The sequence below is a fragment of the Variovorax xiamenensis genome, assembly GCF_050916385.1.
GTDB lineage: Bacteria > Pseudomonadota > Gammaproteobacteria > Burkholderiales > Burkholderiaceae_C > Variovorax.
On the sequence record NZ_CP139038.1, the window covers coordinates 3,095,611 to 3,108,205 of the forward strand.

At 66.6% G+C, this 12,595-nt stretch carries 14 protein-coding genes; 11 read left to right on the forward strand and 3 right to left on the reverse strand.

Annotated elements, in window-relative coordinates:
- The 11 genes from SFB74_RS13930 (at position 1) to SFB74_RS13980 (ending at position 10,627) form a co-directional block, all read left to right on the forward strand.
- Positions 1-693 carry a YfgM family protein gene (locus tag SFB74_RS13930; protein ID WP_432731382.1) on the forward strand — a complete coding sequence of 231 codons (693 nt, stop codon included), beginning with the start codon at positions 1-3 and terminating at the stop codon, positions 691-693.
- Positions 694-700: 7 nt separating this feature from the next.
- Positions 701-1,843 (forward strand): outer membrane protein assembly factor BamB, encoded by a 1,143-nt coding sequence (gene bamB / locus SFB74_RS13935; protein ID WP_432731383.1) that lies wholly within the window; start codon positions 701-703, stop codon positions 1,841-1,843.
- Between the two features lie 75 nt (positions 1,844-1,918).
- Positions 1,919-3,262, forward strand: coding sequence for a ribosome biogenesis GTPase Der (gene der / locus SFB74_RS13940; RefSeq protein WP_432731384.1), 1,344 nt, complete (start codon positions 1,919-1,921; stop codon positions 3,260-3,262).
- Positions 3,263-3,428: 166 nt separating this feature from the next.
- On the forward strand, positions 3,429-3,674 hold the full coding sequence (hfq, locus tag SFB74_RS13945) for an RNA chaperone Hfq (protein ID WP_093201554.1): 246 nt from the start codon (positions 3,429-3,431) through the stop codon (positions 3,672-3,674).
- A gap of 56 nt (positions 3,675-3,730) precedes the next feature.
- On the forward strand, positions 3,731-4,942 hold the full coding sequence (hflX, locus tag SFB74_RS13950; protein ID WP_432731385.1) for a GTPase HflX: 1,212 nt from the start codon (positions 3,731-3,733) through the stop codon (positions 4,940-4,942).
- A 32-nt stretch (positions 4,943-4,974) separates the two neighbouring features.
- Positions 4,975-6,342 (forward strand): FtsH protease activity modulator HflK, encoded by a 1,368-nt coding sequence (gene hflK, locus SFB74_RS13955; protein WP_432731386.1) that lies wholly within the window; start codon positions 4,975-4,977, stop codon positions 6,340-6,342.
- Between the two features lie 17 nt (positions 6,343-6,359).
- Positions 6,360-7,259 (forward strand): protease modulator HflC, encoded by a 900-nt coding sequence (gene hflC / locus SFB74_RS13960; RefSeq protein ID WP_432731387.1) that lies wholly within the window; start codon positions 6,360-6,362, stop codon positions 7,257-7,259.
- A gap of 31 nt (positions 7,260-7,290) precedes the next feature.
- Positions 7,291-7,479 carry a DUF2065 domain-containing protein gene (locus tag SFB74_RS13965; RefSeq protein ID WP_214681626.1) on the forward strand — a complete coding sequence of 63 codons (189 nt, stop codon included), beginning with the start codon at positions 7,291-7,293 and terminating at the stop codon, positions 7,477-7,479.
- An 81-nt stretch (positions 7,480-7,560) separates the two neighbouring features.
- Positions 7,561-8,721 (forward strand): ATP phosphoribosyltransferase regulatory subunit, encoded by a 1,161-nt coding sequence (locus SFB74_RS13970; RefSeq protein ID WP_432731388.1) that lies wholly within the window; start codon positions 7,561-7,563, stop codon positions 8,719-8,721.
- A gap of 23 nt (positions 8,722-8,744) precedes the next feature.
- Positions 8,745-10,076, forward strand: coding sequence for an adenylosuccinate synthase (locus SFB74_RS13975; protein ID WP_093201541.1), 1,332 nt, complete (start codon positions 8,745-8,747; stop codon positions 10,074-10,076).
- Between the two features lie 26 nt (positions 10,077-10,102).
- Positions 10,103-10,627, forward strand: coding sequence for a phosphoribosyltransferase (locus SFB74_RS13980; protein ID WP_126018851.1), 525 nt, complete (start codon positions 10,103-10,105; stop codon positions 10,625-10,627).
- A 21-nt stretch (positions 10,628-10,648) separates the two neighbouring features.
- On the opposite strand, the gene SFB74_RS13985 is transcribed toward SFB74_RS13980, so the two are convergent.
- The 3 genes from SFB74_RS13985 to SFB74_RS13995 all read right to left on the reverse strand — a co-directional run bounded on the left by SFB74_RS13985 (position 10,649) and on the right by SFB74_RS13995 (position 12,526).
- Complete coding sequence (locus SFB74_RS13985; protein ID WP_432731389.1) at positions 10,649-11,098, reverse strand: VOC family protein; 450 nt, start codon at positions 11,096-11,098, stop codon at positions 10,649-10,651.
- Between the two features lie 96 nt (positions 11,099-11,194).
- Positions 11,195-12,034: a helix-turn-helix domain-containing protein gene (locus tag SFB74_RS13990; RefSeq protein WP_432731390.1), complete on the reverse strand. Its 840-nt coding sequence runs from the start codon at positions 12,032-12,034 to the stop codon at positions 11,195-11,197.
- 33 nt (positions 12,035-12,067) lie between these two features.
- Positions 12,068-12,526 (reverse strand): GFA family protein, encoded by a 459-nt coding sequence (locus SFB74_RS13995; protein WP_432731391.1) that lies wholly within the window; start codon positions 12,524-12,526, stop codon positions 12,068-12,070.
- Between the last annotated feature and the right edge of the window lie 69 nt (positions 12,527-12,595).

A 12,595-nucleotide genomic window follows, 5' to 3' on the forward strand; every position in this document is an offset into this window, starting at 1 on the left:
ATGGCAACCCATCTCGACCTCGAAGAACAGGAACAGCTCGACCAGCTCAAGCATTTCTGGAACACCTACGGCACCCTGATCACCTCGGTCGTGCTGCTCGTTGCCGGCGCCTTCGTGGCCTGGAACGGCTGGCAATGGTATGGCCGCAACAAGGCGGCGCAGGCTTCGTCGCTCTACGACGAAATCGAGAAGACGACGCAGGCGGGCGACCCGGCGCGCATCGCGCTCGTGCTCGACGACATGAAGAAGCGCTTCGCGGGCACCACCTACGCGCAGCAGGCAGGCCTGCTGGTCGCCAGGACGCTGTACGAGAAGGGCAATGCCGCGGGTTCGCGCGCCGAGCTCGAATGGGTGGCTCAGAACGCCATCGACCCCGGTTACAAGGCCGTCGCACGGCTGAGGCTGGCGGGCGAGCTGCTCGACGGCAAGTCCTATGACGACGCCCTCAAGCAGCTCGACGGCAGCGTGCCCAAGGAATTCGAGCCGCTGGTGGCCGACCGCAAGGGCGACATCTACCTGGCCCAGGGCAAGCGCGCCGAGGCGCAGACCGAATACCGCAAGGCCTGGACCGGCCTCGGCCCCACCTCCGACTACCGCCGCCTGGTGGAGATCAAGCTCAATGCGGTCGGCGTCGACCCCAAGAGCCTGGCTCCCGTAGTCACCGTCACTCCCGCAGCCCCCAAGACCCCCTGACCGCATCATGAATTTCAAGCGCCTCATGCCTGAATCGTCCGCCCTGCGTGCGGGATCAGCTCTCGTTTTGGTAGTGTTTCTTGCCGCCTGCTCGGGCTCGTCCAAGCCGAAGCCGGATGAACTCCCGGCCAACCCGGCCCTGGTCGGCGTGCGCCAGGCCTGGACCGTGCGTATTCCCGAAGTGCAGTTCCCGCTGACCACCGACGTCAGCGGCGACACGATCACCGTGGCCGGCAGCGACGGCACGGTGGTTGCCATCGACGCGCGCGCCGGCCGTGAAGTCTGGCGCGCCAGCGCCGGCGCCCCGCTCGCGGCAGGTGTCGGCAGCGATGGCTCGGTGGCGGCAGTCGTCACCACCGGCAACGAACTGGTCGCCATCGAGAACGGCAAGGTGCTGTGGAAGCAGAAGCTGTCGGCCCAGGCCTTCACCGCGCCGCTGGTGGCAGGGCGTCGCGTGTTCGTGCAGACCGCTGACCGCAGCATCAGCGCATGGGACGGCCAGAGCGGCCGCCGCCTGTGGATCCAGCAGCGCGCGGGCGAGAACCTCGTGCTGCGCAAGTCGGGCGTGCTCCTCGCCGTGGGCGACACGCTGGTGGCCGGCATCGGCGGCCGGCTGGTGGGCATCAACCCCGCCAACGGCACTTCGCGCTGGGAATCGCCCATTGCGGCGCCGCGCGGCACCAACGACGTGGAACGCCTGGTCGACCTGACCGGCAGCGTGAGCCGCTACGGCGACACGATCTGCGCGCGTGCCTACTACGCCAGCGTCGGCTGCGTCGAGACCGTTCGCGGTTCGCTGGTCTGGAGCAAGCCCGCCTCGGGCGCCGACGGCGTCAGCGGCAACGAGAGCTTCGTCTATGGCACCGAGTCCGACGGCAGCGTCGTGGCCTGGCGCCGCGCCGATGGCGAGCGCGCCTGGCAGATGTCCCGCTTCAAGAACCGCGTGCTGACCTCGCCGCTGGCCGTTGGCCGCTCGCTCATCATTGGCGAGAACACCGGCACGCTGCATTTCGTGTCGCGTGAAGACGGCGCACTGCTCAACCGCATCACGCCGGACGGCTCGGCCATCACCGTTGCACCAGTCCTGGCCGGCAACACGGTGGTCGTGGTGACGGCCAAGGGCGGCGTGTTTGGCTATCGTCCCGAATAACGCTCTTCCTTTTTCTTTCTCTCTTCTCTCTTTCCAAGGCCCGATCATGAAAACCGCGCCCTCGAAAGGCCGGCCATGAAGCCGGTCGTGGCCCTGGTCGGGCGGCCGAATGTCGGCAAGTCGACCCTCTTCAACCGGCTGACGCAGACGCGCGACGCCATCGTCGCCGACTTCGCGGGCCTTACGCGCGACCGCCATTACGGCAACGGCCGCCTGGGCAAGCGAGAGTTCATCGTCATCGACACCGGCGGCTTCGAGCCCGACGCGGGCAGCGGCATCTACAAGGAGATGGCCAAGCAGACGCGGCAGGCCGTGGCCGAGGCCGACGTCGTGATCTTCGTGGTCGATGCGCGCGAAGGGCTTTCCGCGCAGGACCACGACATCGCCAACGAGCTGCGCCGCATCGGCAAGCCCTGCCTGCTGGTGGCCAACAAGGCCGAAGGCATGCACGACGGCACCAAGCTGGTCGACTTCTACGAGCTCGGCCTGGGCGAGGTGCACGGTGTGTCCGCGGCGCACGGGCAAGGCATGCGCGGCCTCGTCGAACTGGCGCTTGCGCCGCTGAATCTTCCCGATCCCGACGACGAGGAGGAAGAGGACGACGTCAACAAGCCGATCAAGCTGGCTGTGGCGGGGCGCCCCAACGTGGGCAAGTCGACGCTGATCAACACCTGGCTGGGCGAAGAGCGCCTGGTGGCCTTCGACATGCCGGGCACCACGCGCGATGCCATCTCGGTGCCCTTCGAGCGGAACGGCCAGCGCTTCGAGCTGATCGACACGGCCGGCCTGCGCCGCAAGGGCAGGGTGTTCGAGGCGATCGAGAAGTTCTCGGTGGTCAAGACGCTGCAGGCCATCGAATCGGCCAATGTCGTGCTGCTGCTGCTCGACGCGACGCAGGGCGTGACCGACCAGGACGCGCACATCGCCGGCTACATCCTCGAAAGCGGCCGCGCGGTGGTTATCGCCATCAACAAATGGGATGCGGTCGACAGCTACCAGCGAGAGCAGATCCAGCGGCAGATCGAGACCCGGCTGCCGTTCCTGAAGTTCGCGGCGCTGCATTTCATTTCGGCCATCAAGCGCCAGGGCCTGGGCCCGGTGTGGCAGGCAATCGCGCAGGCCCACAAGTCGGCCACGCGCAAGATGTCGACGCCGGTGCTGACCCGGCTGCTGCTGGAGGCGGTGCAGTTCCAGGCGCCCAAGCGCGGTGGCATGTTCCGTCCCAAGCTGCGTTATGCGCACCAGGGAGGCATGAATCCGCCCGTGATCGTGATCCACGGGAATTCGCTCGAACATGTGACCGATGCTTACAAGCGCTTTCTCGAGGGGCGCTTCCGCAAGGAGTTCGATCTTGTGGGTACCCCCTTGCGCATCGAGTTCAAGAGCTCCCACAATCCCTTCGTCGACAAGGACGACTGAACCATGTTTGGCGGCGGATGGCCGCCGTTGAGTCCCGACTGGGGTTGAAGTTCCGGCTTTTGAGAGACGTTATTTTTCAAAGGCTTTTAGGCACGATTGCTGCGGCGCGGAAACCCTGTGTTAAGGTCATCTCCTCCAACAACTACTCTTGAACACGGAGAATATCGTGAGCAATAAAGGGCAACTTCTACAAGACCCGTTTCTGAACACCTTGCGTCGCGAGCATGTGCCGGTCTCCATTTATCTGGTGAACGGCATCAAGCTGCAAGGACAGATCGAGTCTTTCGACCAGTACGTCGTGCTGCTTCGCAACACGGTTACGCAAATGGTCTACAAGCACGCCATTTCCACCATCGTGCCAGGCCGTGCCGTCAACTTCTCGGCTACCGAGAACGACGACGCCGCAGCCTGATCGCGCGGAGCGCGGCAGCCTCCGCTGCCGCGCTTTTTCCCAATTTCTGATCCCGCTTGTCTGAACTGATTCCCCGCCAGGAAGGCGCCGCCGTTCTCGTCGGCGTCGATTTCGGGCTGCCCCATTTCGACAGCGAACTCGAGGAACTCGGCCTGCTCGCGCAGACCGCGGGCCTCACACCCGTCGCCCGCCTCGCGTGCAAACGCAAGGCGCCCGATGCGGCATTGTTCGTTGGCAGCGGCAAGGCCGAAGAAATCAAGGAGCTGGCTGCCCTGCACAGGGCGAGCGAGGTCATCTTCGACCAGGCGCTGAGCCCCGCGCAGCAGCGCAACCTCGAGCGCCAGCTCGATGTCGCGGTCTACGACCGGACTTTCCTCATTCTCGAGATCTTCGCCCAGCGCGCGCGTTCGCACGAAGGCAAGCTGCAGGTCGAGCTCGCTCGCCTGCAGTACCTCAGCACGCGCCTGGTGCGCCGCTGGTCTCACCTGGAGCGCCAGACCGGCGGTGCGGGCGTGCGCGGCGGCCCGGGCGAAAAGCAGATCGAGCTCGACCGCCGGATGATCAGCGAGTCGATCAAGCGCACGCGCGAGCGCCTCGCCAAGGTGCAGAAGCAGCGCGGCACGCAGCGCCGGCAGCGCGAACGCCGCGACACCTTCAACATCTCGCTCGTGGGCTATACCAACGCGGGCAAGTCGTCGCTTTTCAATTCGCTGGTCAAGGCGCGTGCCTATGCGGCCGACCAGCTGTTCGCCACCCTCGACACCACCACGCGCCACCTCTACCTGGGCGACGCGCGGCGGCAGGTGTCGATCTCCGACACCGTGGGTTTCATCCGCGACCTGCCGCACGGACTGGTCGATGCCTTCAAGGCCACGCTGCAGGAGGCGGTCGATGCCGACCTGCTGCTGCACGTGATCGATGCCTCCAACCCGCACTATCCCGAGCAGATGACCGAGGTGCAGTCGGTATTGCACGAGATCGGCGCGGACACCGTGCCGCAGCTCTTGGTCTTCAACAAGCTCGATGCTCTTGAAAGCACGCAGCATCCGCTGCATCTGCAGGACGAGATGGAAATCGACGGCGTGCAGGTCCCCCGTATCTTCCTCAGCGCCAGGACGGGCGAGGGCGTGCCGCTGCTGCGTGCCGAGCTCGCCCGGCAGTCGGGCTCCGCAGCCGATACGATGACCCCTGCGGCAGACGCTGAATTGCACGATGCCACCGATGGATTGGGCACAATCCCGCCACTGACAAGAGAACGAAGCGAATGAATTCAAAGCCAGCGCGGAGAGGGTTTCTGGGCATGTTCAACCTGAACGACGGCCGATGGGGTCGCGGCGACGAGCCGTCGTCCTCCAACGGCGACCGCCCGGCCGGCAACCGTCCCCCCGATGCCAATCCCCCCGGCGGTCCCACACCCCCGCCCCAAGGCAACAACAGCAATGACAACCGTCCCCGCGGGCAAGGCCCCAACCAGGGTCCGCCCGACCTCGACGAACTCTGGCGCGACCTCAACCGCAAGCTCGGCGGCTTCTTCGGCGGCAAGGGCGGCGGCAACCGTCCCAACGGCGGCGGCGGCGGGGGTGGCAACGGCTACAAGCCCGACATGAAGAACGCGGGCTTCGGCATCGGCCTCGTGGCCGCGGTGGCCGTCCTGATCTGGCTCGGCACCGGCTTCTTCATCGTGAACGAAGGCCAACAGGCCGTCATCACGCAGTTCGGCAAGTACAAGAGCACCGTCGGCGCAGGCTTCAACTGGCGCCTGCCGTACCCCATCCAGCGCCACGAAGTCGTGGTGACCACGCAGATCCGCTCGGCCGACGTGGGCCGCGACGCCATCGTGCGCTCCACCGGCCTGCGCGAATCGGCCATGCTGACGGAAGACGAGAACATCGTCGAGATCAAGTTCGCGGTGCAGTACCGCCTGAGCGATCCGCGCGCGTGGCTCTACGAGAGCAAGTCGCCCGCCGACACCGTCGTGCAGGTGGCAGAGACCTCCGTGCGCGAGGTGGTCGGCAAGATGAAGATGGACGCCGCGCTCGCCGAGGAGCGCGACCAGATCGCGCCGCGCGTGCGCGCGCTGATGCAGACCATTCTCGACCGCTACAAGATCGGCGTCGAAGTCGTCGGCATCAACCTGCAGCAGGGTGGCGTGCGTCCGCCCGAGCAGGTGCAGGCCGCATTCGACGACGTGCTCAAGGCCGGCCAGGAACGCGAGCGCACCAAGAACGATGCGCAGGCCTACGCCAACAACGTGGTGCCTCTCGCCACCGGTACGGCCTCGCGCCTGAAGGAAGAGTCCGAGGCCTACAAGGCACGGATCGTGGCGCAGGCCCAGGGTGATGCAGGCCGCTTCACCGCGGTGCTTTCGGAGTACCAGAAGGCCCCGCAGGTGACGCGCGACCGCATGTACACCGACGCCATGCAGCAGATCTACGCCAGCACGACCAAGGTGCTGGTCGACAGCAAGCAGGGCTCGAACCTGCTGTACCTGCCGCTCGACAAGCTCATGCAGCTCAGCGGAAGCGGCAACGCGGCCATGCCGGTCGATGCCGCCAGCCCCAGCGTCGCCGGCACCGCGCCAGCGCAATCCTCGGTGATCCCGGTGGCCCCTGCCACGACCGACGTGCGCGGCCGCGATGGCCGCTCGCGTGACCGCGACGTGCGTTGAGAAAGGCCCGGAAGAACATGAACAGAATCGGATTCATCGCTACCTCGATCCTCGTGCTGCTCGTGCTGGCAAGCTCGACCCTCTTCGTGGTCGACCAGCGGCAGTTCGGCGTGGTCTACGCACTCGGCCAGATCAAGCAGGTCATCACCGAGCCCGGCCTCAACTTCAAGCTGCCGCCGCCGTTCCAGAACGTGTCGTACATCGACAAGCGCCTCCTGACGCTCTCCAGCGTGGACACCGAGCCGATGCTCACCGCCGAGAAGCAGCGCGTGGTGATCGACTGGTACGTGCGCTGGCGCATCAGCGACCCGCAGGCCTACATCCGCAACGTCGGCCTCGACGAGAACGCCGGTGCCATGCAGCTCAACCGCGTGGTCCGCAACGCGTTCCAGGAAAACATCAACAAGCGCACGGTGCGCGACCTGATCTCGGTGCGCCGCGAGGCCCTGATGGCCGACGTGCAGCGCGAGGTGCTGTCGGTGGTCAAGGGCGCCAAGCCCTGGGGCGTGGACGTGGTGGACGTGCGCATCACCCGTGTCGACTACGTGGAAGCCATCACCGAATCGGTCTACCGCCGCATGGAAGCCGAGCGCAAGCGCGTGGCCAACGAGCTGCGTTCCACCGGTACGGCCGAGGGTGAAAAGATCCGCGCCGACGCCGACCGCCAGCGCGAAGTGATCGTGGCGAATGCCTACCGCGACGCCCAGAAGATCAAGGGCGAGGGCGATGCCCAGGCTGCCTCCGCCTACAGCGAAGCCTTCGGCCGCGACCCGCAGTTCGCGCAGTTCTACCGCAGCCTCGAGGCCTACAAGCAGAGCTTCAACAAGAAGAGCGACGTGATGGTGCTCGATCCGTCGTCGGACTTCTTCCGTGCCATGCACGGCTCGGGCTCGACCACCAACGCACCTCGCCGTTGATTGCTTTCGGCTGCAGCCGTCTTCAGGAGCCGTGAGCGCCGACACTTTCTGGAGCGCGCTCGCGCTCGTCCTGGTGATCGAAGGCATCCTGCCTTTCGTATCACCGGGAGGGTGGCGGCGCGGCTTCGGGCAGCTGATGCAGCTGCGCGACGGCCAGCTCCGTTTCTTCGGGCTTTGTAGCATCCTGCTGGGCCTGGTTCTGCTCTGGATCCTGGGCTAGGCCGGCCCGTCAATTGACGCCAGCGCGGGACCCGGCGTCCGCAGCCGGTAGAATCCCGTTTTAACCACGCCCCCGATCCCCATGTCCGCCTGGGTCCTCCCGGATCACATTGCCGATGTGCTGCCCTCCGAGGCGCGCCACATCGAAGAACTTCGACGTCAGCTGCTCGATACCGCCCGTGGCTACGGCTACGAGCTGGTGATGCCGCCGCTGCTCGAGCATCTCGAGTCGCTGCTCTCCGGCACCGGCGAGGCGCTCGACCTCCAGACTTTCAAGCTCGTCGACCAGCTTTCCGGCCGCAGCATGGGCCTTCGTGCCGACACCACCCCCCAGGTGGCGCGCATCGATGCCCACCTGCTGAACCGCGACGGCGTGGCCCGCCTGTGCTACTGCGGCCCGGTGCTCCACACCCGGCCCGACCGCCCGCATGCGACCCGCGAGCCCCTGCAGTTCGGCGCCGAGATCTACGGCCATGCCGGCCTCGAGGCCGACACCGAAACCCTCCTGCTGGCGCTCGACTGCCTCGATGCCGCCGGCCTGCGCGAGGGCGTGATCGTCGACCTGGCCGATGCCCGCATCGTGCGCGCCCTGTTCGCCGGCGTGCCGGTCGATGGCGCCACCCTGGCCCAGGTGCACGCCGCGCTGGCCGCCAAGGACGCGAGCGAGCTCGAATCGCTCACCAAGAACTTCCCCGCTGCCTCGCGCGACGGCCTGCGCGCACTGATCCAGCTCTACGGCGACGAGGCGGTGCTCGACGAAGCCGCCAAGGCCCTGAAGGGCACGCCGGCGGTCGGCGCTGCGCTGGCCGACCTGAAGCAGCTTGCCGCCGGCCTGAAGGGCGTGGCCGGCCGCCAGATCAGCTTCGACCTGGCCGACCTGCGCGGCTACGCCTACTACAGCGGCATGCGCTTCGGCATCTACGTGCCCGGCGCGGCCGACTCGCTGGTGCGCGGCGGCCGCTACGACGAAGTGGGCGCCGTGTTCGGCCGCAACCGTCCGGCCGTCGGCTTCAGCCTCGACGTGCGCGAACTGGTCGGCGTGCTGCCGGCCCGCCCGCTGCGCGCCGCCATCCGCGCGCCCTGGAGCGACGCGGCCGGCCTGCGTCAGGCCATTGCCCAATTGCGCAAGTCCGGTGAAACGGTAGTCTGCGTGCTGCCGGGCCATGGCAGCGAAATCGATGAATTCCACTGCGACCGCGAGCTTGTAGAGCAGGCCGGCCAGTGGAGTGTCCGAGCGATCTGATTTTTTGAAGTAATGGAACGAGCATGAGCGTAACCACCGGAAGAAACGTGGTCGTCGTCGGCACCCAGTGGGGCGACGAGGGCAAAGGCAAGCTGGTCGACTGGCTGACGGAAAGCGCCCAGGGCGTTGTCCGCTTCCAGGGCGGCCACAACGCGGGCCACACGCTGGTCATCAACGGTGTGAAAACCGCGTTGCACCTGATCCCGAGCGGCATCATGCGCCCCGGCGTCAAGTGCTACATCGGCAACGGCGTGGTGCTGTCGGCCGCCAAGCTGTTCGAGGAAATCGAAGGGCTTGAAAAGGCTGGCGTCGAGGTGCGTTCGCGCCTGCGCATCAGCGAGGCCTGCCCGCTGATCCTGCCGTTCCACGCCGCGCTGGACATCGCGCGCGAGGCCTACCGCGAAAAGGGCGGCATCGAGAAGATCGGCACCACCGGTCGCGGCATCGGCCCGGCCTACGAAGACAAGATCGCGCGCCGAGCGCTGCGCGTGCAGGACCTGAAGCACCCCGAGCGTTTCGCCGCCAAGCTGCGCGTGCTGCTCGAGCTGCACAACCACGTGCTGACCCAGGTGCTGGGCGCGCCGGCCATCGACTTCGACGAAGTCTTCAACGAGGCGATGAAGCACGCCGAGCTGCTCAAGCCCATGATGGCCGACGTCTCGCGCGAGCTGAACGACGCCAACCGCGACGGCGCCAACCTGCTGTTCGAAGGCGCCCAGGGCACGCTGCTCGACGTCGACCACGGCACCTATCCGTACGTCACCTCCAGCAACTGCGTGGCCGGCAACGCCGCCGCGGGTTCGGGCGTTGGCCCGGGCATGCTGCACTACATCCTGGGCATCACCAAGGCCTACTGCACGCGCGTCGGCGGCGGACCCTTCCCCACCGAACTCGACTGGGCCACTCCCGGCACCCCCGGCTACCACATGAGCACCGTGGGCGCCGAAAAGGGCGTGACCACCGGCCGCAGCCGCCGTTGCGGCTGGTTCGACGCCGCGCTGCTCAAGCGCTCGGCGCAGGTCAACGGCCTGTCGGGCCTGTGCATCACCAAGCTCGACGTGCTCGACGGCCTCGAGAAGCTGGAGCTGTGCACCGGCTACGAACTCGACGGCGAAACCACCGACATCCTGCCCATGGGCGCGGACGAGATCGAGCGCTGCACGCCGATCTATGAAACCCTCGAAGGCTGGAGCGAAAGCACCGTGGGCGTCACCCAGTACGACAAGCTGCCGATCAACGCGCGCCTCTACCTGCAGCGCATCGAGCAGGTCACCGGCGTGCCGATCCATATGGTGTCGACGAGCCCCGACCGCGACCACACCATCATGATGCGTCACCCCTACCTGGCCGACTGAACAAAGAGAGAGGAAAAGAAAACCCCATGTTGACCGAAGACGGCAAGCATCTCTACGTCAGCTACGACGAGTACCACAACCTGATCGAGAAGCTCGCGATCAAGGTGCACCAGTCGGGCTGGCAGTTCGACACCATCCTGTGCCTGGCGCGCGGCGGCATGCGCCCCGGCGACGTGCTCTCGCGCATCTTCGACAAGCCGCTGGCGATCATGTCGACCAGCTCGTACCGCGCCGACGCCGGCACGGTGCAGGGCCACCTCGACATCGCCCGCTACATCACCACGCCCAAGGGCGAGATCGCAGGCAAGGTGCTGCTGGTGGACGACCTGGCGGACTCGGGCCACACGCTGCACGCGGTGATGGACATGCTGCGCAACAACTACAAGCCGATCACCGAGCTGCGCAGCGCCGTGATCTGGACCAAGGCGCTGTCGACCTTCACGCCCGACTATTCGGTCGAGTACCTGGCGACCAACCCCTGGATTCACCAGCCCTTCGAGGGCTACGACTCGCTCGGCGCCGAGAAGCTGATCGAGAAGTGGTCGGTCTGACCTGACCCCGCCGGCGCCGGCCTATGCGGCGTCGGTGAACATCGCGGTGTAGCGCCGCTGCATTTCTTCCGGCGTCAGCTTCTCGATGCTGTGCCCCACGTTCCAGCGATGGCCGAAGGGGTCATGGAAGACGCCGGAGCGTTCCCCATAGAACTGGTCCTGCGGTGCCATGTCGAGCGTGGCGCCTGCAGCGATCGCGCGCGCCACCACCGCGTCGGCATCGTCCACGTGCAGGTGAAGCGAGACGGCGGTATTGCCCAGCGTCTTCGCGCTGAGGATGCCGAACTCGGCGAATTCCTCCGAGATCATCAGGATCGCTCCGTTGTGGAAGTCCAGCTCGGCATGGCCGATGCGGCCGCTCGGCTCGGTCAGCCGGAAGATCTCCTTCACCTCGAAGACCTTGCAATAGAACTCGATGGCTGCCTTGGCGTCGTGGACGCAGAGGTACGGAAACAGTTCGTGGATGGCCATGGCCTTGTTGTCCCTTCAGGTTGAGATGGGCGCAATTCTGGAACTCGCGACGCTTCGGGTCTTGAACGAATTTGACCTTGCCGGCGCGCAGCCCGGTCAGACCTCCACATGCCGTGAAGATGCAGGTGCCGCGCGCCGGTAGGCCTGCGGCGACATGCCGGCGATCGAGAGGAACTCTCGGTTGAAGTGGGCCTGGTCGCTGTAGCCGGCTTCCAGTGCCAGATCGACCCAGGTCCGTGTCGGATCCATCACGAACTGCCCCAGCACGCGATCGAAACGCAGCATGCGCGCGTACTGCTTGGGCGCGATGCCGGTCATGCCGCGGAACAGCTCGATGAAGCGGCGGTGGCTGTAGCCGCTTTGCTTCACCAGTTCGCGGATGGCAATGGCCTGCCCGTCGTCATCGGCGCTGTACAGGCTCGCCAGTGCCTGCGCGACCGCGGGGTGAAGGCCGTGCGCGACGCGGGCGGCCAGGCGTGCGCTCAGCAGGGCTTCGAGGATCGCCAACTGGTGCGCGAGCGAGTGCGCGCCGTGGATCTGTTCGAGCGCGAATCCCGCGTCCGGCCCCCAGAGCGCGTCGAGCGGCGTGTGGCATTCGGCCAATGCATCCTCGGGGGCTCCGAGCAGTGCCTGCGCCGCGCCCGGCAGCAGCATCGCGCCGACCGAACGCGTCTGGACCGACACGTCGCGCACAAAGAAAACGGAGCGGGCACCGCCCACCATCGCGTGGCCGACGGTGAAGCCATCCGCATCGGCTCCGCTCCTGAAAAGGCGCAGCGCAGGCCCGCCGAGCCGGAACACGAGGTGCATGCCGCCCGTCGGCAGCACATGCTCGCGTGCACCCGGGCGTTCGGCGGGCTTGCCCGCAGGCGCGGAAGCCCACATCAGCCGCACGAAAGGCCGCAGACGGGGGGAGGGGAGGCGTGTCAGCTGCATGCCGGGTCGGGCCGCGGGTTGTCGACTGCTGCGCTATCGGCCCGGTAGCCGTTCGAAGATGGCGGCGTGCTCGGGCAGGAGATGAAAGCCGTGCTTCTCCTGCGCCCAGAACACCATGTCCGGACCCTCGAAGACGGCTGGGTCGTCCAGCGTTCCCACCTTCACGATCAGGCCGCCTGGCGCCTTGGGCGAACGCGAGGCGACATGCACGCCGCATTCGGCGCAGAACTCTCGCTCCGGCGCATCGGCTGTTTCCGCACGGCTGAACCTGCGCGGCTCGCCGCGGGTGTAGCGGAAGGCATCCGCCTCCAGGCCGATGAACAGGTTGCCAGCGCCGCCCGAGACCTTCTGGCAGGTCCGGCAAAGGCAGAGCCCGCGCATCCGCATCGGCCCGTCGATCTCGAATCTCAATGCGCCGCAGAAGCAGCCGCCTGTCAGGATCATTCGCAGGTTCCAGGTTGGTTGCCGGATTCTGGCAAGGGCCCGGAGCATGCGCAAATCCGGGCCCGCAGGGCGATGTCCGCGTCGTTCGAAGAACCCGCCCGGGGCGGGCCCTGGATT

Bases quoted from the DNA above. Each gene is read 5' to 3' on its own strand.
- SFB74_RS13930 (WP_432731382.1), top strand. From the start codon at position 1: ATGGCAACCCATCTCGACCTCGAAGAACAGGAACAGCTCGACCAGCTC.
- bamB (WP_432731383.1), top strand. From the start codon at position 701: ATGAATTTCAAGCGCCTCATGCCTGAATCGTCCGCCCTGCGTGCGGGA.
- der (WP_432731384.1), top strand. From the start codon at position 1,919: ATGAAGCCGGTCGTGGCCCTGGTCGGGCGGCCGAATGTCGGCAAGTCG.
- hflK (WP_432731386.1), top strand. From the start codon at position 4,975: ATGTTCAACCTGAACGACGGCCGATGGGGTCGCGGCGACGAGCCGTCG.
- hflC (WP_432731387.1), top strand. From the start codon at position 6,360: ATGAACAGAATCGGATTCATCGCTACCTCGATCCTCGTGCTGCTCGTG.
- SFB74_RS13970 (WP_432731388.1), top strand. From the start codon at position 7,561: ATGTCCGCCTGGGTCCTCCCGGATCACATTGCCGATGTGCTGCCCTCC.
- SFB74_RS13975 (WP_093201541.1), top strand. From the start codon at position 8,745: ATGAGCGTAACCACCGGAAGAAACGTGGTCGTCGTCGGCACCCAGTGG.
- SFB74_RS13980 (WP_126018851.1), top strand. From the start codon at position 10,103: ATGTTGACCGAAGACGGCAAGCATCTCTACGTCAGCTACGACGAGTAC.
- SFB74_RS13985 (WP_432731389.1), bottom strand. From the start codon at position 11,098: ATGGCCATCCACGAACTGTTTCCGTACCTCTGCGTCCACGACGCCAAG.
- SFB74_RS13990 (WP_432731390.1), bottom strand. From the start codon at position 12,034: ATGCAGCTGACACGCCTCCCCTCCCCCCGTCTGCGGCCTTTCGTGCGG.
- SFB74_RS13995 (WP_432731391.1), bottom strand. From the start codon at position 12,526: ATGCTCCGGGCCCTTGCCAGAATCCGGCAACCAACCTGGAACCTGCGA.